Source organism: Ktedonobacter racemifer DSM 44963 (assembly GCF_000178855.1).
GTDB classification, from domain to species: Bacteria; Chloroflexota; Ktedonobacteria; order Ktedonobacterales; family Ktedonobacteraceae; genus Ktedonobacter; species Ktedonobacter racemifer.
Genome location: NZ_ADVG01000002.1, coordinates 680,229 through 703,540 on the forward strand (window position 1 = coordinate 680,229; position 23,312 = coordinate 703,540).

Consider the following 23,312-nt stretch of genomic DNA (forward strand, 5'->3'; position numbering starts at 1 on the left):
TATGGAGCAGAACAAGCACGATCAGGCCAATGTCCAGAGGGCAGTTGCCTTCTTTACGCAGGCTGGCCTGTCGCGCCTGCTCGTCAGGCTACGCGACAAATATCTTGAGCTGGGGCAGGTCGGAGGGCAGATCATGCTGGAGGAGAGCACGCCCCAGGAGCGCCGCGAGATCGCCAGTTTTCTCGGCAAGCCCCCTTCTTCAGGTCCCACACTCAAGGTCAGGGCGAGCGACGTTGATAACGCGCTCAGGCGTAGCGGCTTCGCCTGCACCCTCCCCGAGCTTCTTGCAGCCTTCTTCCCCGCCTCCGCGCTGGTGACGCGTCACCAGCGCCGTGCCACCCAGACCGCCCACCAACAGGCCTTTCGAGACGCACTCGACACGCTTCGCACATCCTTGCCAGAAGCATCGCGAGGTCGCACCTGGCTCACAGAGGGCACACATGGGCAAGAATGGCTCTTCTCACGCTACAAAAATGCCAGGCCAGAAGAGCAGGCGCGACAACTGGAGGTTATTGGCTATATTGCACACATCCTCGACCAGTTACCGGGTGAGGCCATGCCGCAACGCCTGGCGCTTTTCGCCCAGCAAACCAGTGGCGACCCACATATGCTTGATCCCAACCGGGCGGCGGGACGACTGCTCTTGCTGGCACTCGGCGACCTCACACATACACCACTCCAACCCGGTCTGAACCGCGAGGATGTCCTGCGCCTCTACATGGAGGTCGGCTTGCAAGTCGATACCATCTCCTCCTATGTTGTCGCCTTCAACCTTGCTAGCGCATCTTTTCAGGATGGCACGCCCGACCCAATGATCGCCGCCGCGGGAGAGCGTATTCTCCCCCTGACCCTGCGCCAACTGTGGGATTGGGGCAGCGTCCAGGCTGTCACCAGAGATATCTATATCATCGAGAATCCCCAGGTCTTTGAGGAGGTCATTGACAATCTACCTGGCACCACACAGGCCCCCACCATCATATGCACCGCTGGCTGGCCCAGCGTGGCGGCCCTGACCCTGCTCGACAAGCTCATCGCAGCCACGCCCGATTATCGGTTTCACTACAGTGGCGACTTCGATCTCAAAGGACTCCAGATCGCTGCTCACTTCCTTGACCGTTATCCTAACCACTGCACCCCCTGGCACATCGATCCAGAGGCCTATATGCTCGCCCTCCAGGTCGGTGGCGTGCTCGCCCCAGCTAACGAGTTAGCCCAACTCAAGGCGCTCCCCACCATCTTCACCACCCTTGTACAAGCACTACAAACACACCAGCAATGGGCCTACCAGGAAGGCATCGCCCACCTCCTCACAGCATTCAACGAACAAGAGCAAGAGCGAGCATAGAGACTCATTATACTTTTCTTGCATCGATTAGCAAGTTGCTAATACAAATGAAGTGTTTCTCATTCTCCAAAGTATGCGCCCATCAGCGTTGATCATGTAAGACCGCTTCTCATCCACTTTGGCAACTTTTTTTACTTCAGTTGTACAACGGTCTTTTTTTTGCGCCGCTTTATCAAGCGCATAGAGGCTCATACAATGTAAGGAGAACACTTCCATGGTTCAACAACCAGGTCGTTCCTGCCCCTCGTGTGGATCACCCCTGGGCGCGGGACAGCGCTTCTGCTCAAACTGTGGCTCAATCGTTGAGGAAGATATCAATAAGCCGACGGAACGTACGCCAGGGGAACTTCAGTATCGTGAACTCCAGCACGAGGCAACCCAATGGAGTTCGCCCACACCCACGCCTCCTCCTCCACCACCTTCTCAAGGACCAGCCATCTCACAGCAAGCCTATGAACGGCCCATGAATTACCAGCCCGTCCCATCCTACGCTCAGGCCCAGCCCTCTTCATCAGGCAAAGCGCTCAGACAGATCGGGTGCGGAACGGTACTTATCCTGCTAGTGATACTCTCGCTCTGTGGCGGAGCGGGATACCTTGGTTTCCAATGGATCAAAGGCGCCGTCACCAGTGCTTCTCGCAGCACGCCATCTACCTATAACTCTAATGGCAGTAGCTCGGATAACTCAGGCACCAGTGGTGGTTCAGTCATCACGACGACACTCAATACCAAGGCCGTTACCTATGCCAGCGTCTCCATCAACATCGTCAATGCTCAGCAGGCGAACAGCCTGCCAGGTGATGAGAATGGGAACCAGACGGGTCTGCTGCGCTTAAACCTGAAAGAGGATAATACCTCTTCAAAAGGATCGTATTATTACTATGGAGACGTCGCGCATCTGATTCTGCCCGGTGGCAATAGCATCGCGCCAGGCAACATGCAAAAATCTTCGGGTCCCGATGCCTCGACCAAGCGCGATAACTGGCTTGATTTCCCGGTAGCCACGAATATTAAGCCAGACCAGTTGACCCTCCGCCTGGGCAAGAGCACTGAGGCCCAGATTGATATTCCTTTGAAATCCGATGCAGACGTGACGAAATACCAGCCAACGACGATCACACCCAATAAGCATGTCCAGTATGCCGATGTGACCTGGACGATTACCAGCGCGACGCTGCAAATGAGCTTCCAGAGCAAACAGGCCGATAACGGAAAGCGCTTTGTCGTGCTCAAGCTACGCATGGATAATACCAGTTCCAAGACGTTTATTGGCTACGATGGCGATTATATGCGCCTCCAATCTGGCGACACCACAAGCCCCCCAGACGGCGACAGTGATGTCCCTACCAGCATCGACTCTAATCAATCGAACGTGACCGGTACCGCCGCATTTATGATTCCCGATGGCAACCCCAATTGTACGTTTATTCTATTAAATACGCCCTCTACTGGCTCCGTGCCGCAACAAACCATTGACCTGCAATTCAAATAGACCATGTGATTTTATAGGCGGTATGGTGAAGCCCTGGCAGCCGTAGGCTGCCAGGGCTTCACCATACCGCCTATAAACTAGAGGGTTGCCAGGTACTGGACGCTAAAGAGGTGCTGTTCGTCGCACCAGGCGCGTTCAACGCGAAAGCCAGCGGCCCGCGCCAGGCGCGCAAACTCCTCCAGGGAATATTTATAGGAACTCTCGGTCCAGATGCTTTCGCCACGCTTAAAAGGGATCTCGATATCATCGATATGCACAACCTGTTCCTCCAGGCTCACAAGATGCATCTCGATACGTCCCTCACTCGGATTATAGCAAGCGTAATGGCGAAATTGCGCGAGCTGGAAATCGGCCTCCAACTCCTGGTTGAGTCGTCGCAAGAGATTCAGGTTAAATTGGGCGGTGATCCCCTGCGGATCATTATAGGCATGGTGCAGGACCGTAAAGTCTTTTTTGAGGTCGACGCCGATGAGCAGCCCTCCACCTCTACAGGTGCGCGCGATCTGTTGCAGGAAGCGCCGGGCCTCCATTGGCTCAAAGTTGCCAATTGTGGACCCGGGAAAGTAGCCGATGCGCTGGCGCACCGCTCTCGCAGGCACGGGAAGCTCAAACTCACTGGTATAGTCGGCGCAGACAGGCAGTACTTCGAGCGCTGGATAGGCCAGCGCCAGGGCGATAGCCGCCTCCTTCAGATACGCTTTTGAAATGTCTATAGGAATATATCCCACCAGGTCCTTCAGCGTATCGAGTAACATGCGCGTCTTCAGGCTATTGCCACTCCCATACTCGACAAGCAAGCAGTCTGGCCCGAGCAGTTCAGCAAGTTCTCCCACGCACTGTTGCATGATCCGCCTTTCGGTGCGCGTTGGATAATAGGTCTCCAGTTCGCAGATCTGAGCGAAGAGCCTGGACCCTGGCTCATCATAGAAGTATTTACTGGGCAGGGTCTTGGGCGACTGCTGTAATCCCTGCATGACCTCCTGCCGCAACGTTGTGCAGGTGGGGGCGCAATCAAGCAGTTGGAGTGTCAGGTGCTTGCTACGCATGCGCCTCTACCTCCCTGGCCAGGCGAATGCCTGTAAATTGCCAGCGCGCATCGGGTGGGAAGAAGTTGCGATAGGTTGGGCGTATGTGCGAGAGAGAGGTGACACACGAACCACCACGCAGGACAAACTGGTTACACATGAACTTACCGTTATACTCACCAACCGCTCCTGGCGCGGGTCGGAAGCCTGGATAAGGAGCATAGGCACTCTGTGTCCACTCCCAGACATCGCCATACATCTGCGTGGGGCCTTCTTTCTGAAGCGTAGCCTGCATGGGAACGGGATGATAGACGCCGCTCTCCACAAAGTTCCCTCTCACGTCCAGGCCACTGGCCGCGACCTCCCACTCTGCCTCGGTCGCAAGCCTGGCATGCTTCCAGTGGGCATAGGCATCGGCCTCGTAGTAGCTGACATGGCAGACAGGCTCGTATTTGTTGACCGCGCGCAGGCCGCTCAAGGTCATCATGCACCACTGACCATCCCGTTTCTCCCAGTAGAGAGGCGCCTGCCACTGCTGCTCTTGCACGGTACGCCAGCCATCCGAGAGCCAGAGCGTAGGTGTGCTATAGCCGCCATCCTCGATAAACTCAAGGTATTCACCATTGGTGACCAGGCGTGATCCCAGTTGGAAGGACTGGACATAGGTTTTATGCCGGGGTCCCTCGTTGTCAAAGGCAAACCCATCTCCCTTATGCCCTATCCAGTAGACGTCCTCTTGATAAGTTATCCAACTCAGGGGCGCGACCGAGAGCGAGGGAGAGGCAGGAGCCTCATGATAGGCAGGATTGAGAGGATTACAGGAGAGCACATGCTTGATATCGGTAAGCATCAACTCCTGGTGCTGCTGCTCATGATGCAGACCCAGCGTGATAACGGGTGTGAGCGCGCTCAAGCGGCTCTCATCGAGATGCTCAAACAGGGCCTGCATGTGCTCATCGACATAGCGGCGATACTGGTAGGTTTCCGTAACAGTTGGACGAGAGATCAGGCCACGCCTGGGACGACAATGGCGCGCGCCCACGCTATTGTAGTAGGAATTGAAAAGATATGTGTATTGGGGATGGAGCGAGGTATAGCCAGGCTGGGCGGCGGAGAGCACGAACGTCTCCCAGAACCAGCTCACATGGGCTAAATGCCATTTCGTCGGGCTGACATCCGGCATAGATTGCACAACATAGTCTTCTGTCACCAGCGGCTTACAGATCAGTTCAGAGAAGGCGCGCACCTGTTTGTACTGCTCAGAGAGAGCATGGCGGGAGAGGGCCAGGGCCGAGGATGTTTTGGGCTGTGCGTAATCTACCATGAGTATTCTCCTTTAGTGGTGGCATAACGCCCAAGGATATGCTGAATTAGTTTCTGCCAATGGTGCATTCGCTTTCAGCATACACTGCGGAAAAAACCACACGATGGCAGATTCTCTCACATCACTCTTTCCCCTTTGCTACATGTTTATGATGAAAACAGATCCGTAAGCATCCCATGGGTGCATAGATATTTGCTTGAGAAACAGAAAGGAAATACCAGAATGAACTTTGACATTACCCAGGTAGACCAGATGATCAATAAGATTCCCTTCCCTGTGTCCACATCCAATCTTAAACAGATGGCACAGCAGTTTGGCGGGGGCAATCCGCAGATTACGGCGGTTATTGATCGCCTGCCCGAAAAAACCTATAATTCGTCTGATGAACTCAAGAGTGACCTCCAAAAAAACATGGGGAACCTGGGAAATATGGGGGGATTCAAGCTCTAAGCCATTTCCCTGTTTAGCCCGCTTCTATAGCGGGTGGGTACATGTTCCATGCTGTAAGGAACAGGTACCCACCCACTGCTACGATGCTTTCCTGAGATCAGGACGTACCAGCAATACGGGCCTCGTCGCCGCAGCCAGGACGCGCTCAGCAGTGCTCCCCATAACCCAGCACTCAAAGCCACCACGTCCATGTGTAGCAAGCGCTACCAGGTGACAAAGCTGAGTTGCTTCATCACTCTGACTGGTCTCAGTCAGGTGAAGCAGGGTATGGGCCGAGTCGCTCCCCTTCACAATCGCCCATGATAGCCGTACGCTGGTTTCCGCTTCAAGCGTGTCTTTCAACCTGGCTACCAGGTTCTTGAGATACTCATGTGCCAACGATGCCGCCTCTTCTTCAATGTTCTGGACGAGGCACGCGCGACGGTACAGGGCGAGTTCATCGCTAGAGAGTGACTGAATTACGCGTACCAGGTGCAATTCACCTTGCTGGGGTGCTGAGAGCAGAGACACCAGTTGCGCCGCTGGATACAGCGCTGACTCTGCCCACCTGGACCCATCCAGGCCAACCAGGGTGCAGAGCGCACCTGGCTTCTCAAGCGTAAGGCATTCCTCTCGCAGGCATGCACGACTCATAATGAGTACCGGCACATGACTATGGCGCGCCACCTTTTGCGCTACGCTTCCCAGCATCCAGCGCTTAAAACCAGTCCTCCCATGCGTACTCATCACGAACATATCCACATGCTGCTCACGCGCAAAGGCGAGCAGAGACGATGCCGCCTCGCCATATAAGACCACTTGCTGAGTCTCTATACCAGCGACCACTGGTGTCTGAGTCAGGTGTGTGAGATAGTTCTTCGCATCCTCTGCCGAGTCGACATCGTCATCGGCATACATATAGCAGGCATAGGGATTGGCAAGCGCCATATATGACCCCATATTATCAATGACTCGCACCACGCGTGCCAGAAACAACGTTCCCCCCGAACGGCGCACAATGGCAGCGGCAAGTGGGAGTACGCGTTCAGCAAACGCGGACCCATCCAGAGGAACCAGAACATTGTGAAACATCTTATGTCTCCTCCTCAGTCTCCTCTTCCTCTGCATGCTCCTCGACCCAGGCTGGACGCGTAATCAAAAGCGGCAACCGCGTACCATGCAACACGCGCTCCGTCACACTGCCCATGGCCCAACGCCGGATGCCACTCAAGCCATGCGTCGCCATCGCGATCCCATCACACCTGGGCATGCTCCCGAGACCATCCTGCGTATCGCCCTGTTCGGCCACGCGCACGATGGCGTTCGCGACGTCATTGTCCAGGATAACAGACCAGGTGACCATAAAGTTTTTTGGCGAGAGCGAGGGTTCCACCAGGCTCTCCTTGAGCTTTTTAGCCATGGACTGCAAGTATTCTCCCGCCTTCTGCACCAGTTCGCGTCTACGCCCTTCATTTTCTAAAAGCTGTACATTAGCAGGAATGACATGTAGGAGATGCAATTGAGCGGGCGTTTGTGGAGCCAGGTCCGCCAGCAGAGAAGCCGCCGATGTAAGCGCTGTCCTGGCGGGCGCCGAGCCATCCAATGGCACCAGCACGCGGAGGGGTTCAGTCGCGTCTGGATGTGGGCCCGCAGGCACCCCGCCCTCCTCTTTGAGCATCAAGACCGGGACTTTCGCGTGCCGTACGACTTTGGCTGCGACTCCGCCGATACGCCAGTGTGAAGCAGCATTTTGTCCATGGCTACACATTACAATACCATCCGCCTGCGTTTCAGAGGCCGCATTCAGAATGCTGGCAGCTGCGCTTCCACGCAGTAACAACGTTTCAGCGGGGATGGGCGGCTCCGTTATCTCTGCCTCCTCCCCCGTTGGTGCAGGACTTAGTAGACTGTTGAGATACATCTCGGCCTCTCGCAGGCGCATCTCCACCAGGGGGGCCTGTTCCACTGCCCAGAGATCACTTACTGGATCCACCACGTAAACCAGGACAATCGAGCCTCGTGTGGCACGCGCTATCCTTTTTGCTAGCGGAAGCGCGCGCTCTGCCCGAGGAGAGCCATCCAGGGGAACTAGAATGCGCTTAAACACTATTTTCTCCTCCTTTTGCTACCCATCTCGCATGCCTCCTCTGCTCCCCACTGACATCCTCATCACACATTCAGTATAGTTTGCCTCCTGTATCTCAGCCACTAAGCCAACCAGCGGCCCACCTTTGAGAAATCCCGCCAGAAATAATGTGGAGTTTTTTTTTGTTTATATTGATAGAAACAGTTCACGGCTAAGCTGTAAAATAAGAAGGTCAGGTGGTGAGACGGGATCAAGCCATAGAGGAAAATGCGAGGAAGAGCTATATTCGTTTTCCTTACGCCATTTATCGATGCTATGGTGTCCACGCCATAAAGTACTAGGGATTATGTTTCCAGCAATGAAGAGGTCGATAGTAGGGTATAGAACACGGCAGACCATGTAATCGTGTGAGCGAAGCTAGTCGCTGTGAAGCGGCGTTCACGGTTGTTCTTTCATGGTAAAGGGTTGCCTGGTCCACGTCGTTCAATGGCTCTCGCTCGAGAGGGGCGCAACTGGTTCAAGCAACCAGGAAGCGTTGGCATCATGGCTCATGACCTGGTACCGATGTAACCCGCTGGCGAAGTTATACTTAGTTACATATGAAGTGTAAAACCAAGGTCGCGGTTTTAAGCCCGATGCTGGTTCTTGAAATGAAGAAATAAAGAAGTACGCGATGTTGAAAAATGTTTACACTCCTGGTACGAGCAACGCAAATACAAAACCAACTGCAAATCCAACTGCGAAATACGCTGGCATTCGACTAGAAGATAACACTTTACATATAGCAGCCACTCGTAAAAGCGAACAGGATGCGGAGTTTCATGCGTTTACTCAACCACTCCACCAGGATGGAGTAGAGCAGGTTCTCACCTTTTTGCGCCAGGCCGCCCAGGAACACAACCTACAGTACATTGCCAGTACCTTTACGCACGATCCTCGCTTCCAGGATCTGCACTCCCGTCTCTGGCTTGAAGAGGATATTGTCCCCTTCCACCTGCCAGCAGATGCGGATACGACCCTGGCCTCAGGTATAAAGACGATGATGGAAACATTCGATGAGCAAAATATTGTGGACCCGGTGCTCACCAGCGTCAATGAGGTTCTCACATCGGAGCTGGTGACAAAGGAAGATTACCGTCGCGTCACGCCACCATCCGACTTCGCGCGCCTGGAAGCCCTGGCCCAGAGCCTACAGGGTCGAAAACTCATTTTCATCAACGCGACCCCGCGTGGTGGTGGCGTCGCCTTAATGCGCCATGCCCTCATCCGACTTCTCCGCCTCTTTGATGTCGATGCCCACTGGTATATTCTTCAGCCCAGCAAGGAAGTTTTCGACATCACAAAGACTAAAGTACATAATGTCCTGCAAGCCGTCTCAAGTCCCGACACGGTGCTCACGCCTGAAGATATACAGGTCTACGAGTCCTGGACGGAAGAGAACGCGGCGATGCTGCACGAGGTTTTCACCCAGGCAAACGTAGTCGTGATTGATGATCCTCAGCCGGCTGGCCTTATTCCGCATATTAAGCGCGTCAATCCCAAGGCAAAGATCATTTACCGCTCACATATCCAGATCGTGAGTGGCCTGGCCAACCAGCCAGGTACACCACAGCATGTCACCTGGAGCTTCTTGTGGGAAAAGATTCAGCTCGCGGACTACTTTGTGAGCCACCCCATGAGCATGTTTATTCCGGATAATGTGTCCGCGGACAAGGTCTTCTACATGCCTGCGACCACTGACCCGCTCGATGGCCTGAACAAGCCGCTGAGCGAGAAGCAGCTCGATACCTATATGCAGCTCTTCAATACCTACCTGGAAGCTGCCGGTCAGACTCCATTGGATGAAACACGTTCCTTCATTGTGCAGATCGCGCGCTTCGATCCCTCCAAAGGCATACCCGATGTACTGGACGCCTATCGCAAGCTGCGTGAGATGTTAGAGGAGCAGTGCCTACCCGTTCCACAACTGGTCATTGCAGGCAATGGCTCGATTGATGATCCCGATGGCGCTCCCATCTATAATCTCATCTGGAACATCCTGCAAACAGCGCCATACGCCCATTTCGCGCATGATATCAAGGTGTTACGCCTGCCACATCGCGACCAGGTGCTCAACATGCTACTACGTAGAAGCAAAGTGGTGCTTCAGCTCTCAACCAAAGAGGGCTTTGAGGTCAAGGTGACGGAGGCCCTGATGAAAGGGAGGCCCGTCATTGCCTATAATGTGGGGGGTATTCCACTCCAGATCGAGGATGGTATTACCGGCCACCTGATCGAGCCAGGCAACACGACCCAGGTAGCGAAGCATCTGTATACCCTGCTTACCGAAACAGAGAAGTATCAGCGCATGAGCCAGGATGCCACCGAGCGCGCTAATAGCGATTACCTGACGCTACCTAACGCCATCAACTGGCTCTTCCTGGCACAGCAACTCCTACAGGATATCCCTATTGAGGGGAACTACCAATGGGTCAAACGCCTGGCGGAGGAGCAGCTTCCTGTTGACCTTACTCCAGAAATAGTCCAGCTCGATATGCAAGAACTTTTAGCGTAAACGCTAGACGCCTCTCATTCCTTTATCACGGTTGTCTAATAGCGTTATGACGTGAGGGTTCGTGCTCAGGCCTGAGCACGAACCCTCTTTTTTGTTGTCCCAGGCATCCCTCTCCATAGAACATCCACTGATCCTACGGCTTCTTCTCCCGGTCTTTCGCCGAATTATAGGCTTGTTGCTGCTCCTGCTCAATATCCTCAGCGATATCCACTCTCCCCTCGACAGGGGGCTGTGAAAGCACCTCTGGCTCTCCTGACCCCACTGGCGAATACCTTTCTAAATCGTTCTCACGCCCAATGTCATCGCATCCCTCCGCATGAGGCAGCGAAGCCGGAATAGGAATATCATCGCGACGCTCTTCGGGTTGGGGGAAGGTCTCCATGACGCTCGCTCCTTCATCGAGAATGGCGGCATACACATGGCCGCCTACCAGGAAAAAGATACTTTTCTCTTCTCGTTATACAAGCAACAACAAGCACCTTAAAGTTGGATAAAAGAAGCCACGGCGCGTTGGATCATCCTCTCGCCGTGGCTTCTGTGCTTCTGCCTGCCAGGCTAGCGCGTCTGTAGGGAGCCATGATCGTCGCAGTGGTCACCATGTGGATGATGCAGGTGCCCCTGATAGAGGTAATCATAGTGATCGCCATGGGGAACCTGCTCATGCTGGGAGGCATCATGGCCGCCACAGGAGCACTCCATTGGCTGACACGAGGCGGGATTCTGCGCATTCACGTCAATCACATGCTCATCATAATGCCCCTCGTGGGGATGGTGCAGGTGACCTTCATGCAGGTAGTCGATATGCCCTTCGTGGACGACCGCGGTATGCCCGCACTGTTCAGTGTGTTCGTGATCACCATGCGTATCATGCATAGAATGGGTCATGCGTTATTACCTCCTGAGTACTAAACACTACTGGCACAAGTATTCTCTCAAGAAGACACGCACGCTTAAGCCATTTCGTCACTAGCCCGACCATAAAGCTGCAAACGCGCTAGCCCCCACCAGGCACACACAACACCACCTATAATCGCGCACCCCTCCTGGGCCACAACTATAAGTATCTATTTTCTACCCTTTTATACTAGCCTCAACAAAAATAAAGCGAGCTCGCATGTTGACAGAAGAGATTTAGTATGGCATAGTGTGAACAAGCAGTCTATTGGTATATACAATATATCAACTGTATAGCAATGGCAAGAAAGATTGAGTGATAGAAATAGTAGCAAAATCACGTGCAATCTTTTTCACGCCTATGCACAGCGCCGCTTGAATCCGCGCTTTGCCTGAATCCTGATCAGCTCATAGACGAGTGTGTCCAGCGAGGAAGCTTTCGCTCCTGTGACCGATCCTCTTCTTGTAGGATCGCTCTTCCTTCTACCCTATTTTTCTATGTTATTAGGTAGAAGTCCATACGAACCCTGGACCATTCCTCACGGCTCATTCGCGACACTGAGCATGTATCCTTTCTGTCTTCATCAAAGGAATCGAGGAGTATTTTAAAACTATGCATTCTACGACACGTCGGCAATTTCTTGTGGATGGCGGCAAGGTCGTCGTCGGAACCAGTGCATTGGCTGCATTCCTCGCGGCCTGTGGCGATTCGGGTGCCGGTGCAGCCTCAGGCACCCTCAACTACTGGGTCACAAGCTATCAGCCTCATGGCGCTAACGCGACCGGTAAACTTACAGATGCAGCAGTCGCTGCCTACAAAAAGGCCCATGCCAATCTCAAGGACGTCAAGGCCACTGGTTACACTGGTAATCAGGCCGGCTTCACCAAGGTCACGCAGGCGGTACGCGGCGGCACCTCTATCGACCTCTTCCGCTATCCCTCCGACAACCTGCCCTTGCTGATCAAGCAGGGATTGGTCGCTCCTATCGATGAGTATCTGAGCGCGGAAGACAAGGCCGATTTCTATCCCGATATCCTTAAATCCGTCACCTTTGACGGCAAGGTCTATGCCTGGCCGCTCTGGGTTCCCCCGGTGGCCATGTATCTCAATGTTGATCTCTTTAAAGAGCGCGGCATCGAGCTGCCCAAAGATGATTGGACCTACGAGGAGTTTGTCGATATCGCGCAGCGCCTGACCTTCAAGCGCTCCAATGGGCAGCAAGTCTATGGCTATACAGGTGCCATCGATCCCGACCTGGTCAATACCTGGTCTTTCCTCCTGGGTGATGGCGCGACGCCACTCTCCGAGGATAACAAGAAATATACCCTTAACAGCCCGGAGGGGGTGAGCGGCCTCCAGAAGCTGGTTGACCTGGCACAAAAGTACAAGGTCACCCCTCCCGACTTTGGCACGCAGTCGCCCGACGATATCGGTCCCGGCTTTAGCCAGAACAAGAATTACGCGATGTATAGCGCTCCCAGCGGTGACTCCAGTAGCTATCGCCAACTGGGTATGAACTTCGAAGTCCGCGCCATGCCTATCGGCAAACGCAACAAACCCTTCACGGTTGGCGGCGTAGGCCTGATTGTGGTTGGCAAGCACAGCAACAAGGATCAGGAGAAGCTGGCGATGGACTTCGCCAACTACCTGACGGGCAAGCAGGTCGGCACGGATGTCAACGGCTACTACCTGGCTCCGGGCGCGCGTAAATCCATTACGGTGCTCGATCCCATCAGCAAGTTCTCGCCCTTTGTGGCCAGCACTTACTTTATGCCCATCATTGCACAGTGGTCTCAGATTCGTACCCTGATCCACTCGCAGTTGCAAAACGCGGTGCTGGGTAAGTCTTCCGCGCAGGAGGCACTCAATGCTCCTGCTGACGAGATCAATTCGATCCTTTCCGGCAATGCGTAAGCACAAGTAAGAGAGGACGCGAGTGTACAGGACGTGCCTGTACACTCGTGTTTCCCCTGAGCCAGGAAGGACATATGTTGCTACCACTTATAAGATCCTGACTCGCCTCGGGGCATACTGGCGGCGCCAAATCGTCTGTCGCACTGTCCTCTCCTCTCGCAACACCTGCTCTGTGAGCCTTTCAACATCATTATCAGGAGAATGGTCATGTCAGACATATCACTGCAACGTGCGGAGAAGCGCACGCCGTCTCGCCCATCGGGTGCGTTCATGCGCTCTCTGAAAAGGCACGGTTGGAGCTACTTCTTCATCCTGCCTAGCATGATTACCTTTGCCATCTTCACGCTCTTTCCCATCCTGTGGGCGCTGGTCATCTCCTTCCAGGATAGCGATATCGTGACGACCGGAAAGTGGGTGGGCCTCAAAAACTACGTCTCGGCCTTTACCACAGAGGGGGGAATCTTTCTCAAGTCCATCGAGAATACCCTCTATTACACGGTTATTACCGTGATCGCCAATATTCTGATCGCGCTCATCCTCGCCGGGCTGATTCAAAAGCGCGGCAAGATCGCGAAGACCTTCTTCCTGGCGGCGTTCTACCTGCCTGCGGTCTCCAGTTCCGTCATTGTGGCGATTACCTGGAAATGGATCTTCAACTCTGAATATGGCCTGCTCAACTACCTGCTGAGCCTGGTGCATATTGCCCCCATCCGCTGGCTCTCCGATCCCAATGTCGTGCTCAATAGCATTACACTCTCCACGATACTCACCATTCCTGCAACCGGCGTGGTGCTCTTTAATGCCGCGATGGCCAGCATTCCACCTGAGTTCTATGAAGCAGCTCAGATCGATGGGGCCGGTCCCATTCAACGCTGGTGGTACATCACCCTCCCTCTGATCAAATCCACCACTCTCTACCTGGTTGTGCTCTATACCATCGCCAGCTTTCAGGTCTTTGAGAAGTTCTTTGTTATGGTCCAGAGCGGTGTGGGTACCAGCACCCAGGTGATGGTAACGCAGATCTACGAAAATGGCTTCCAGCAGTCACGCTATGGCGTTGCCTCCGCGCAAGCCTTTATCCTCTTCTTGATGATCGCCTCCGTAGCGGTGGTACAGTTCCGTATGCTCCGCAGCGATGTGGAATACTAGGATCTTATTCCGAAACCCAACGTCACTCGCGTGACTAGCGCTTCGCGCTCAGGGTTTTCGGATAAGTAGTAGGTTGGAGTGTCAGTAATGGCTCAAGCAGAACTCAAACAGCGGAGAGTGGCTCCGCGCAGGATCAAATGGGGAAGTGTCGCGCCCTGGCTCATGCTCCTTATCGTTGCTGTCATCGCGCTCTGGCCGATGTACTGGCTCTATGTGACGGCCTTTACGCCGACCACATTTTCGCTCAAGACGCCCCCGGATTTCTTTCCCGTACACGCAGACATATCGAACTTCCAGCGCCTGCTCAGCCAGGCCACCGATTACTGGAGCTGGGGCGCAAACAGCCTGACTGTCTCCATCGTCATTACCCTGTTCCATATTCTCTTCGATACGATGGCGGGTTATGCCTTCGCGAAACGTAAGTTTCCTGGCCGCACCATCCTCTTCTGGGTCGTGATCGGGACGATGATGATTCCGACATACGTAACCCTGGTTCCCATGTACCTGGTCACGCAGCAGCTTAACCTGATCGACTCGCTCTGGGCCGTGATTCTACCCGGCTTCGCCAACGTCTTTGGCATCTTCTTGATGCGCCAGTATATCCAGACCCTCCCCACAGAGCTGCTGGATGCCGCTCGTATAGACGGCTGTGGCGAGATGGGCGTCTTCTGGCATGTGATCTTGCCTCTGTGTCGGCCCGCGGTTGGCGCGCTGGCCATCTTTACCTTCGTCCAGCACTGGAATGATTTCCTTTGGCCCTTGATCGTGTTGCAGTCCAGCAATCACTATACGCTCTCCGTTGGGGTGGCCAACTTGCAAGGTGAGTTCACCACAGATTATGGTATCATTTTTGCAGGCGCTGCTCTGGCCGCGCTTCCGATGATCATCTTCTTCCTGATCTTCCAGCGCAACTTCCTCTCCGGTGTGCGCATGGGCGCGATCAAGGGATAAGACCACGACCTGTTGAGCGAAAGGAGCGTGTCATGAAGGGGTCCACCCACGCTGTCGTCCAGAATGGACTCGATGTCTTACTGGCGGGAGGAGCACCAGGCCTACACGGGAAGCAATTGGGACTGATTACCAATCCAACGGGTATCAACAGGGCGCTCCAGGGCGGCGTTGATCTCCTGCACGCCGACCCGCGCTTCGAGCTTTGCGCACTCTTTGGACCTGAACATGGCATGCGCGGCGATGCCCAGGCCGGTGTGCATGTGCAGGCCAGCACAGACTCACGCACCGGCCTCCCAGTCTACAGCCTTTATGGCGAGACCCGGCGGCCGCGTCCCGAGATGCTCCAGGGGTTAGACGCCCTGCTCTTCGATATCCAGGACATAGGCGTGCGCTACGCGACCTATCTCTCAACCCTGGTCTACGCCATGGAGGCCGCGGCGGAGGCCGGACTACTCTTTGTGGTTCTGGATCGCCCCAATCCGCTTGGTGGCCAGCTCCTGGCAGGCAATATCCTTAATCCAGATTTTAGCTCCTTTGTCGGCATCGCCAATATTCCCGTCTGCCATGGACTAACGGTCGGCGAGTTCGCACGTCTATATGCCGCTGAACACGGGCTGCCTGAACCCATGGTGGTGGCAATGCGGGGCTGGAGGCGCAATCACTGGTTTGATCAGCTCGATCTGCCCTGGGTGCAGCCCTCGCCCAACCTGCCCACGCTGGACGCGGTAGCGCTCTACCCCGCGACCTGCCTGCTTGAAGGTCTCAGTTGTTCCGAGGGACGCGGCACGACGCGCCCCTTTGAAATCCTGGGCGCGCCCGATATCGATCCCTTCGTCCTGGCGGAGACACTCGCAGTCCATGCCTTGCCTGGAGTGGCCTTCCGCCCGCTCTATTTCACGCCAACCTTCTCCAAGCACGCTCAGACACGCTGTGGAGGCGTACAGGTCTACCTGCTGGAGCGCGCACGGATTCCTCTCATGGAACTGGGGCTGTACCTGCTGGCAGACCTGCGCCGCCTCTCGCCGCTCTCACGGACCTGGATTCAGGGTGAGAACGGAACCTATTTTCTCGATCTGCTCTGCGGCAGCGACCAGGTGCGCCTGGCCCTGGAGGCTGGCGCAAGCGTAGCAGAGATCACGGCGAATTGGGAGGGTGGCCTGGCTGCTTTCGCGCAGCGACGCGCCTCTTTCTTGCGCTACCAGGACTGATGGCATATGAGAACGAAAGGAGCACACGTCCTATGCGCGTACTTGGCCTGAACTCGGGTACCTCCGTTGACGGCATCGACCTGGCTCTCTGCGAGTTTCTGCCCGTCGCGCCAGGCGAACTCTCGCTGCGCCTTTTGGCATATGAAGAGGCCAGCTTCCCCGCATCCTTGCGCCAGCAGGTGTTCAACATCCTACGCACGCCACAGGCCCACCTGGCGGACCTGACAGAGCTAAACTTTCTCCTGGGAGCGGCATTCGCCGAAGCCGTCGAGACCTTCTGTCTTCATCAACAGGTCTCACGCGCCGAGATCGACCTGGTCGCCTCTCATGGGCAGACGCTCTATCACCTCGTTGAACCTGGACGCGTCCGCTCAACCTGGCAAACCGGCGAGGCGGCGGTGATCGCGCAACGCCTGGGGATAAGCGTCGTGGCCGACATGCGCGTGGCCGATGTTGCCGCTGGCGGGCAGGGAGCGCCCCTGGCCTCGTTCTTCGATGCCCTGCTCTTTAGCGACCCGCAGCAGACACTTGCCCTGCAAAACATCGGCGGCATCGGCAACGTAACCTTTCTCCCGGCGGGTCAAGGTCCATCCGGGGCCTACGCCTTTGATACTGGCCCGGGTAATGTGCTTATCGATGCCGCGGTCCGCCACTACACGCAAGGAGCGCTCCACTTTGACCGCGACGGAGCACTGGCACACCAGGGCACAGTCGATGAGGGCCTGGTAAGCCAGGTCCTGGCCCATCCCTATTTTCACCAGTTGCCCCCCAAAACCACCGGGCGCGAACTATTTGGTGATGCCTTCGCGGCCCAGCTCATTGCCCAGGCCACAGACGCGGGTCTCTCGCCCGAAGATACCATCGCGACGCTTACCGCCATCACAATCAAGAGCATCATTCATGCCTACCGCACCTATGGCCCAGCACACCTGGGCGAGGTCCTGGTCGGTGGTGGCGGCGGCTATAACCCTGTACTCATGCAGGGCTTACAGGCGGGCCTTCCCACCACACGGGTCCGCCTCTTCGAAGAGACGGGCCTTCCCGCCGGGGCCAAGGAGGGTATCCTCTTCGCCCTGCTGGGGCATGAGTGCCTCTATGGCCGCGCCAACAATCTACCAGGCAGCACAGGGGCAAGCGCCCCCGCCATCCTGGGCAAGATCGTGCCAGGGCGCAATTATCGCCAGCTTCTCCGTCAGGTACACACAGACCTGGAACACCAGGAAGAGACAAGCACAGCAGGCACCTATCCCATGCTGCACCGTCTGCACCTCATACAAAACAACGTGCCCGCACCGGGCACACAGCAATAGTAAACACACTACCAGGAGTAACGCATATATGTCGAGTTCATCAGGACAGCCAGAACTCAATCTTCACGCTATGGAGACTGAGGGGGCCAATCCCGCCAGCGCGCAAATCGATCAAATGAGCGCACTTGAGATTGTTCAGATTATGAACGCGGAGGACGCCAGGGTCGCCCTGGCCGTGCAGCAAGAATTACCCCAGATCGCGCGCGCCGTGGAGGAGAGCGCCAAACGTCTGCGCCAGGGAGGGCGCCTGATCTATCTTGGTGCAGGCACCTCGGGTCGCTTAGGCATTCTGGATGCCTCGGAGTGTCCCCCCACCTTTAGCACACCGCCAGAGTTAGTAATAGGCCTGATCGCGGGCGGTCCTCCTGCCATTCTGAAAGCAGTCGAGGGAGCGGAAGATAATCCCGAGGGTGGCAAGGCCGACCTGCAACAGTTGCATCTTGAGGCCAGAGACGTTGTGGTTGGCATCGCCGCCAGCGGGCGCACTCCCTATGTCCTGGGGGCTGTCGCCTACGCCCGCGAGGTTGGCGCATTGACCGTGGGACTCGCCTGCAACTCACAGACGCCCCTGCACTCCACCGTCGATATCATGATCGCCCTCGTGGTTGGCCCCGAGATTGTCAGTGGCTCCACGCGCCTGAAGGCAGGCACCGCTCAGAAGATGGCGCTCAATATGCTCAGTACTGGTGTCATGATTCTGCTGGGCAAGACCTACGGTAACCAGATGGTCGACGTGCATGCCTCAAATTATAAGCTCCAGCGCCGGGCCAGCAAGATCGTGCAGACCATCGCTGGCATTGAGCAGGAGCAGGCCGATGCTCTGCTTGCCCAGTGCGACGGGGAGACAAAAACCGCGATTGTGGTCGCGCGCGCTCATGTCAGCCCACAGGAGGCTCGTCAGCAGCTCGCGGCACACCAGCAGGTCTTGCGCGCCACCCTTGCGGCCTTGCAGGCAGAGTAACCTGGCACACACAAACGAAAGATCGATTAAAAGATCTATTGCACGACCTCTATATCGAAGAATGTGATAATATTGTGATAGTCGCGGTAAATGACGAGCGCGATGCATGCCAGCTATAGTTGTTTTGCGCGTTTTGAATCAAGTTCTATGGAAGATTGATCATCTACGCGGGAATGGCGGGGAAGCCTCTTCGCTTCACGCAGCCGAAGGCGAGTCGCAGCAGCGGCGTTGTGAAATGGAATCCAGACAGGGATGTTGCCCACACCTCTCTTCCTTCTACAGGATTTGGTATGACGCGCCTGTACGTCAAACATATTATTTTCGCTTCACACGGCTTGCACAGCCTGGTGAAGAAAGGATGGGGACACATGTCTGATTACACCCGAGGCATGGAGCTTGAGCGGCAGATCGGGCAACTGCTCAGTGTTGGCTTCTATGGTACCACCCCAACGCCTGAAATCATTGATCTAATCCAGAATCACCATGTCGGAAACATTATTTTCTTCGCGCGCAATATCGAGAGCGCCCACCAGGTCCACCAGCTTACCAGCGAGCTACAACGTATCGCACGCGATGCTGGTCATCCCTACCCCCTGCTGATCTCGACAGATCAGGAGAACGGCATGGTGCGCCGTTTCGGCAAAAGCGCAACGAGCTTTCCCGGCAATATGGCTCTTGGCGCCATCGACAGCGAACAGGAGACTTACGAGATCACCCTGGCAACGGGCAAAGAGCTCAAGGCGCTGGGCGTCAATATGAATCTGGCCCCAGTTGCGGATGTCAACAACAATCCCGCCAACCCGGTGATTGGCGTGCGCTCCTTCGGCGAGCATGCCCCCCACGTCTCGCGCCATCTCGTGGCCGCGATTAAGGGCTACCAGGAAGCGGGCGTCGTCACCAACCTGAAGCACTTCCCCGGCCATGGCGATACCGCTGTCGACTCCCACCAGGCCCTGCCGGTCATCCCGCATACCCTCGAACGCCTTGAGGAGATTGAACTGGTGCCCTTCCGCGCTGGCATCGCCACCGGGGCCGATTCAATTATGATCGCGCACGTCTATCTTCCAGCTCTGATGAAAGAGGAGATGCTACCCGCGACGATCTCCCGCGAGATCATTACAGGACTCCTGCGCGAACGCCTGGGCTTTAATGGCGTTATCACCACCGATTGCCTGGAGATGAACGCGCTGGCGGACACGGTTGGCATTCCACGCGGGACGGTGATGGCCCTGCAAGCTGGTGCCGATATCGCCTTAATCTCCCATCATTACGAGTATCAGAAGGCAGGCCTTGCCGCGGTCCTTGAGGCCGTGCAGAAGGGCGAGCTGACAGAAGCTCAGATCACCACCGCCGCCGAGCGTGTGCTTCAACTCAAGGCCAGCTACCTCTCCTGGGATGATCTGCCAGGGGAAGAGAGTGTGCGCCAGATCGCAACTCCCGAGCATCTCGACCTGAGCAAGCGCTCCTTCGCACATTCAACCACCCTGGTACGCAACGCTCAGCAGCTTGTACCCGTGACAGGCGAGCAGGCACAACACCCGCTCTTCCTCTTCCCAGAGACCGATCACGCCACCTTCGCTGCCGACCGCTACCCCTCGCTGGAGGAACTCCAGACCGCTATTACGGAGCATTTTCCCACGGCAGAGGTTCTGGCCGTCCCCAGTCAGCGCGACGAGGCAACGGAAGCCCGGCTGCAAGAGGCCATTGCCGGCAGTTCCACGCTCGTTGTCGTCACCGTTAACGCGAACCGTTACCAGCCCCAGGCGGACCTGGTACACTCCCTGCTACAACAGGAGAAGCCAGTCATTGGCCTGGCCGTCTATGACCCCTATGACCTGCTGACCTTCCCTGAGCTGGAGACCTACCTGGTCACCTATGAATACACCCTACCAGCCTTTGAGGCCGCGCTGGATGTCTTACAAGGCAAACAGACCGCTCAGGGCAAACTTCCAGTAAGCATTCCTGGCTTGCACGAGCGGGGCCACCGCGCAGAGTAGAGTTCTCTGGTTGTAGGTGTAGAGCATGTTGGCTGCCTACGGCAGCCAACATGCTCTACACCTACAACCAGAGATCATTTGGACAAGAGGCTACGAAAGAAAGTTCTTTTTGCTATGGCACACCATTTTGCTATCTTTGAGCCAGAGCGCGACCTGGCCGACCTGGTCACGCTCTGGCAGAGCACTGTTGGCTCGCAATGGCCGCTTAGCGCCGAGCGCATCCAACTGGTTCTCAACGGGCCAGAGGCACACCATTTTGCTCTCCGCGAGGAGGGCAGACTGATCGCCTTCGCGGCTACCTTCCAGAGTCCACGGGGACATGACAAGGTTGGGCATCTCGCCGCACTCCTGGTCGCCCCTGACAAACAACGCCGGGGAATCGGCAGTGAGCTACATGATGTGGCCTTCAACTACTTGCAACAGCAGCCGGGTCTGCGCGCCATCCAGCTTGGCAGCATCTATCCACGCTTCTGGTGCGGCGCGCCAACCAACCTACCCGTCGCGCCATTCTTTGCCCGCAAAGGCTGGCACCTGGACGAGATCGTCTATGACATGGTCCGCGACCTGCGCGACTTTAGCATCCCCACACGTATTGTTGAGCGTATGCAGCGCGAGGGCATTCGCTTTGAAGTTGCCACCCCCGAGACAATTGACGCGCTCAGAGCCTTCGAGGAGCGCGAGTTTTATAACTGGCTGCGCGCGGTGAACTATATGGCGAGCGTGGGCGATTACCAGGACCTGCTCATCGCCTTCGATGGAGAGCGCGTAGTTGGCTCGCTGGTGACATCGAGCCCCCGATCCAATCCGGAACGTACCGATGTCATCTGGCAGGGCCTGCTGGGCGAGGATGCTGGCTCCCTGGGTTCAGTCGGGGTCGCCGTCTCCGAGCGTGGACGAGGCATCGGTATCGCCCTGGTGGCCTATGCCTCTGAGATTCTCAAACAACGCGGCGTTCGCAACTGCTATATCGACTGGCTTGTCCTGACCGATTTCTATGGCAAGCTCGGCTACGAGAACTGGCGCACCTACCAGCCCTCCTGGCGCGAGTTATAGTGTTGGTAAAGAGGACGGCGCAGGCCTGACCTTTATCAATATTGGTCTCGATGAGATCGCCGATCCACGCCTACGCAGCGAGATCATTCGCCTGCCACGCCGCAAAAAGCGTTCTGCCGAGGAGGCAACGCCCGTCCTCGTTCCCCTCTAGAGTCTTAATTGACGGAGATGGAGTACGCCCTCCATCTCCGTCAACACTACTGCTTAGCGCTCGCGGAATGTTCTCCCACGATGCTCCTCGCGGACTGGACGCCCACCTGTATCCACGTGCATATCTTGCTCGCGCACCGCCTCGCCACGCGTTATGGTTGTGCCCGAACGCGTCATGCCACGTTCCGCCAGCACACGCCCAATAGTATAGTCGTAGCCAAAGGCCGCGATCAGCCCGCCCACAATGGGCGCCACAATGGGGACCCAGGTGTAGCTGTTCAACGCACCCAGTCCACCACCAGCCAGGGTCATCCACAGGCGCGGACCAAAGTCACGCGCAGGGTTGACCGCAAAACCGGTAATTATGCCAAGCGAACAACCGATAGCTGCAAGCACCAGGCCAATGATCAAAGGATTGAGGTTCGCCTGCACAGGCTGATTGCGTGCATCCACAATTGCCAGGATCAAGCCAACGAGCATGGCTGTGCCCAGCGCTTCAGCGCAAAACGCTCCAAACAGACCCACAAAATCTCGTTTCCCCGTGTAGAAGGCTAATCCTACCTTATTAACATTGGCGGCATTCAAGGACGCCCCACCTAGTGTATGCGTGATTGCACCACGATAGACAAAGAAAAGGAAGGCCGCCGCCACAAACGCGCCAAGAAACTGCGCCACAATATAGGGGCCTACTTTGTTCCAGGGGAAACGCCTGGTGGCCGCAAAACTTATGGTCACCGCCGGGTTGAGATGTGCTCCGCTAATCGCGCCCGCGATATAGATGCCCAGCATCAGCGCAAAACCCCACCCGAAAAAGACTACCGGCCAGGTATTGGCAAAGAAGGCATTCGTCCCTGCGATATTGTTGAATAGAAGGAAGGAAGCGACCGCGCCATTTCCTAACAGCACGAGCACAAAGGTGCCGATAAACTCGGCCAACGCCTCGCCGCCTACCCCAGCAAGGGGCGTAGCTGGATGTACTGCTCGATTTGCCATATGCTTCTCAAACTCTCATCTTGGACTAAGGATAACATCTCGTCATATCACACAAGCGCGGCAATACCTATCTCTCGACCTACGTAGTTTTAGTATAAATAACATACATACATCTCTCTTCTCGAGACCACGCCGGAGTATATCCATAGCAAGAGAGGCGGGCACGACCGCGGTCGTGCCCGCCTCTCTTGCTATGGATATACTCCATCTAATCGCGGGGAACCTCGCGCTCATTCTGCTCAAACAAATCATGCCAATCGTTTTCACGCAGGTCAACATCAAATTTCTTGGCCGCTTTCTGAATACGATGCCAGGCCTCTTCACGCTCTTCGTTCGATACCCCCTGCACCTGGTTAAAACGCGCTACCGCCTCCTGCACATGACGCGCGTCAATCAGCGGCTCTTTGCGCTCCTTAGGAAATGCGAAGGCGCTCTCTGGCAGATTCTCTTTATCTTTATCTGAAAGTTTACTCATC

General features: G+C 55.8%; 21 protein-coding genes. 13 read left to right on the forward strand and 8 right to left on the reverse strand.

Annotated elements, in window-relative coordinates; all coding sequences use genetic code 11:
- The first annotated feature begins 1 nt into the window (after nucleotide 1).
- Nucleotides 2-1,345 (forward strand): TIGR02679 family protein, encoded by a 1,344-nt coding sequence (locus tag KRAC_RS19285; RefSeq protein WP_007909869.1) that lies wholly within the window; start codon nucleotides 2-4, stop codon nucleotides 1,343-1,345.
- 214 nt (nucleotides 1,346-1,559) lie between these two features.
- A complete protein-coding gene (locus KRAC_RS19295; RefSeq protein ID WP_007909876.1) occupies nucleotides 1,560-2,837 on the forward strand; it encodes a zinc ribbon domain-containing protein in 1,278 nt (425 codons plus the stop codon).
- Between the two features lie 77 nt (nucleotides 2,838-2,914).
- Here the strand turns inward: KRAC_RS19295 and egtD are convergent, their stop codons facing one another.
- Together egtD and egtB are read right to left on the reverse strand one after the other, a co-directional pair.
- Entirely contained in the window at nucleotides 2,915-3,883 is a 969-nt protein-coding gene (gene egtD, locus KRAC_RS19300; protein WP_007909877.1) for an L-histidine N(alpha)-methyltransferase, read from the reverse strand.
- The gene (egtB, locus tag KRAC_RS19305; protein WP_007909878.1) at nucleotides 3,876-5,186 is read right to left on the reverse strand and encodes an ergothioneine biosynthesis protein EgtB; all 1,311 of its coding nucleotides are present in this window, start codon (nucleotides 5,184-5,186) and stop codon (nucleotides 3,876-3,878) included. The genes egtD and egtB overlap by 8 nt, the downstream gene beginning before the upstream one ends.
- A 222-nt stretch (nucleotides 5,187-5,408) precedes the next feature.
- Here egtB and KRAC_RS19310 point away from each other — a divergent pair, with 222 nt between their 5' ends.
- Complete coding sequence (locus tag KRAC_RS19310) at nucleotides 5,409-5,636, forward strand: DUF2795 domain-containing protein (RefSeq protein WP_007909879.1); 228 nt, start codon at nucleotides 5,409-5,411, stop codon at nucleotides 5,634-5,636.
- Nucleotides 5,637-5,714: 78 nt separating this feature from the next.
- Here KRAC_RS19310 and KRAC_RS19315 read toward each other — a convergent pair whose 3' ends face one another.
- Complete coding sequence (locus KRAC_RS19315; protein ID WP_007909880.1) at nucleotides 5,715-6,707, reverse strand: universal stress protein; 993 nt, start codon at nucleotides 6,705-6,707, stop codon at nucleotides 5,715-5,717.
- A gap of 1 nt (nucleotide 6,708) precedes the next feature.
- Nucleotides 6,709-7,722: a universal stress protein gene (locus KRAC_RS19320; protein WP_007909881.1), complete on the reverse strand. Its 1,014-nt coding sequence runs from the start codon at nucleotides 7,720-7,722 to the stop codon at nucleotides 6,709-6,711.
- Nucleotides 7,723-8,374: 652 nt separating this feature from the next.
- Here KRAC_RS19320 and KRAC_RS19325 point away from each other — a divergent pair.
- Nucleotides 8,375-10,255: a glycosyltransferase gene (locus tag KRAC_RS19325; protein WP_007909882.1), complete on the forward strand. Its 1,881-nt coding sequence runs from the start codon at nucleotides 8,375-8,377 to the stop codon at nucleotides 10,253-10,255.
- Nucleotides 10,256-10,388: 133 nt separating this feature from the next.
- Here the strand turns inward: KRAC_RS19325 and KRAC_RS19330 are convergent, their stop codons facing one another.
- On the reverse strand, nucleotides 10,389-10,673 hold the full coding sequence (locus KRAC_RS19330; RefSeq protein WP_169460913.1) for a hypothetical protein: 285 nt from the start codon (nucleotides 10,671-10,673) through the stop codon (nucleotides 10,389-10,391).
- Between the two features lie 137 nt (nucleotides 10,674-10,810).
- Nucleotides 10,811-11,140, reverse strand: coding sequence for a hypothetical protein (locus KRAC_RS66205; protein ID WP_007909884.1), 330 nt, complete (start codon nucleotides 11,138-11,140; stop codon nucleotides 10,811-10,813).
- A gap of 622 nt (nucleotides 11,141-11,762) precedes the next feature.
- On the opposite strand from KRAC_RS66205, the gene KRAC_RS19340 reads away from it, so the two are divergent.
- The 9 genes from KRAC_RS19340 to KRAC_RS71390 all read left to right on the forward strand — a co-directional run bounded on the left by KRAC_RS19340 (nucleotide 11,763) and on the right by KRAC_RS71390 (nucleotide 21,844).
- A complete protein-coding gene (locus tag KRAC_RS19340) occupies nucleotides 11,763-13,064 on the forward strand; it encodes an ABC transporter substrate-binding protein (protein ID WP_007909886.1) in 1,302 nt (433 codons plus the stop codon).
- 207 nt (nucleotides 13,065-13,271) lie between these two features.
- A complete protein-coding gene (locus KRAC_RS19345) occupies nucleotides 13,272-14,213 on the forward strand; it encodes a carbohydrate ABC transporter permease (RefSeq protein ID WP_007909888.1) in 942 nt (313 codons plus the stop codon).
- Between the two features lie 87 nt (nucleotides 14,214-14,300).
- A complete protein-coding gene (locus tag KRAC_RS19350; RefSeq protein WP_007909890.1) occupies nucleotides 14,301-15,164 on the forward strand; it encodes a carbohydrate ABC transporter permease in 864 nt (287 codons plus the stop codon).
- Between the two features lie 32 nt (nucleotides 15,165-15,196).
- Nucleotides 15,197-16,372 carry an exo-beta-N-acetylmuramidase NamZ family protein gene (locus tag KRAC_RS19355; RefSeq protein WP_007909892.1) on the forward strand — a complete coding sequence of 392 codons (1,176 nt, stop codon included), beginning with the start codon at nucleotides 15,197-15,199 and terminating at the stop codon, nucleotides 16,370-16,372.
- Between the two features lie 32 nt (nucleotides 16,373-16,404).
- Entirely contained in the window at nucleotides 16,405-17,682 is a 1,278-nt protein-coding gene (locus KRAC_RS19360; protein WP_052568413.1) for an anhydro-N-acetylmuramic acid kinase, read from the forward strand.
- Nucleotides 17,683-17,710: 28 nt separating this feature from the next.
- Nucleotides 17,711-18,643, forward strand: coding sequence for an N-acetylmuramic acid 6-phosphate etherase (gene murQ / locus KRAC_RS19365; RefSeq protein ID WP_007909894.1), 933 nt, complete (start codon nucleotides 17,711-17,713; stop codon nucleotides 18,641-18,643).
- Between the two features lie 368 nt (nucleotides 18,644-19,011).
- Nucleotides 19,012-20,640 carry a glycoside hydrolase family 3 protein gene (locus tag KRAC_RS19370; protein ID WP_040444502.1) on the forward strand — a complete coding sequence of 543 codons (1,629 nt, stop codon included), beginning with the start codon at nucleotides 19,012-19,014 and terminating at the stop codon, nucleotides 20,638-20,640.
- Between the two features lie 114 nt (nucleotides 20,641-20,754).
- The gene (locus tag KRAC_RS19375; protein ID WP_007909895.1) at nucleotides 20,755-21,693 is read left to right on the forward strand and encodes a GNAT family N-acetyltransferase; all 939 of its coding nucleotides are present in this window, start codon (nucleotides 20,755-20,757) and stop codon (nucleotides 21,691-21,693) included.
- Complete coding sequence (locus KRAC_RS71390; RefSeq protein ID WP_157506816.1) at nucleotides 21,635-21,844, forward strand: hypothetical protein; 210 nt, start codon at nucleotides 21,635-21,637, stop codon at nucleotides 21,842-21,844. Before KRAC_RS19375 ends, KRAC_RS71390 begins: the two co-directional genes overlap by 59 nt.
- A gap of 53 nt (nucleotides 21,845-21,897) precedes the next feature.
- On the opposite strand, the gene KRAC_RS19380 is transcribed toward KRAC_RS71390, so the two are convergent.
- The gene (locus KRAC_RS19380; RefSeq protein WP_007909896.1) at nucleotides 21,898-22,836 is read right to left on the reverse strand and encodes an MIP/aquaporin family protein; all 939 of its coding nucleotides are present in this window, start codon (nucleotides 22,834-22,836) and stop codon (nucleotides 21,898-21,900) included.
- Nucleotides 22,837-23,044: 208 nt separating this feature from the next.
- The gene (locus KRAC_RS19385) at nucleotides 23,045-23,311 is read right to left on the reverse strand and encodes a DUF6582 domain-containing protein (RefSeq protein ID WP_007909897.1); all 267 of its coding nucleotides are present in this window, start codon (nucleotides 23,309-23,311) and stop codon (nucleotides 23,045-23,047) included.
- Nucleotide 23,312: the final 1 nt, after the last annotated feature.

Coding starts and splice junctions, on each gene's coding strand:
- murQ (WP_007909894.1), top strand. CDS start 17,711: ATGTCGAGTTCATCAGGACAGCCAGAACTCAATCTTCACGCTATGGAG.
- KRAC_RS19315 (WP_007909880.1), bottom strand. CDS start 6,707: ATGTTTCACAATGTTCTGGTTCCTCTGGATGGGTCCGCGTTTGCTGAA.
- KRAC_RS19340 (WP_007909886.1), top strand. CDS start 11,763: ATGCATTCTACGACACGTCGGCAATTTCTTGTGGATGGCGGCAAGGTC.
- KRAC_RS19360 (WP_052568413.1), top strand. CDS start 16,405: ATGCGCGTACTTGGCCTGAACTCGGGTACCTCCGTTGACGGCATCGAC.
- KRAC_RS71390 (WP_157506816.1), top strand. CDS start 21,635: ATGGCAAGCTCGGCTACGAGAACTGGCGCACCTACCAGCCCTCCTGGC.
- egtB (WP_007909878.1), bottom strand. CDS start 5,186: ATGGTAGATTACGCACAGCCCAAAACATCCTCGGCCCTGGCCCTCTCC.
- KRAC_RS19295 (WP_007909876.1), top strand. CDS start 1,560: ATGGTTCAACAACCAGGTCGTTCCTGCCCCTCGTGTGGATCACCCCTG.
- KRAC_RS19380 (WP_007909896.1), bottom strand. CDS start 22,836: ATGGCAAATCGAGCAGTACATCCAGCTACGCCCCTTGCTGGGGTAGGC.
- KRAC_RS19310 (WP_007909879.1), top strand. CDS start 5,409: ATGAACTTTGACATTACCCAGGTAGACCAGATGATCAATAAGATTCCC.
- KRAC_RS19375 (WP_007909895.1), top strand. CDS start 20,755: ATGGCACACCATTTTGCTATCTTTGAGCCAGAGCGCGACCTGGCCGAC.
- egtD (WP_007909877.1), bottom strand. CDS start 3,883: ATGCGTAGCAAGCACCTGACACTCCAACTGCTTGATTGCGCCCCCACC.
- KRAC_RS66205 (WP_007909884.1), bottom strand. CDS start 11,140: ATGACCCATTCTATGCATGATACGCATGGTGATCACGAACACACTGAA.
- KRAC_RS19345 (WP_007909888.1), top strand. CDS start 13,272: ATGTCAGACATATCACTGCAACGTGCGGAGAAGCGCACGCCGTCTCGC.
- KRAC_RS19285 (WP_007909869.1), top strand. CDS start 2: ATGGAGCAGAACAAGCACGATCAGGCCAATGTCCAGAGGGCAGTTGCC.
- KRAC_RS19355 (WP_007909892.1), top strand. CDS start 15,197: ATGAAGGGGTCCACCCACGCTGTCGTCCAGAATGGACTCGATGTCTTA.
- KRAC_RS19325 (WP_007909882.1), top strand. CDS start 8,375: ATGTTGAAAAATGTTTACACTCCTGGTACGAGCAACGCAAATACAAAA.
- KRAC_RS19350 (WP_007909890.1), top strand. CDS start 14,301: ATGGCTCAAGCAGAACTCAAACAGCGGAGAGTGGCTCCGCGCAGGATC.
- KRAC_RS19385 (WP_007909897.1), bottom strand. CDS start 23,311: ATGAGTAAACTTTCAGATAAAGATAAAGAGAATCTGCCAGAGAGCGCC.
- KRAC_RS19370 (WP_040444502.1), top strand. CDS start 19,012: ATGTCTGATTACACCCGAGGCATGGAGCTTGAGCGGCAGATCGGGCAA.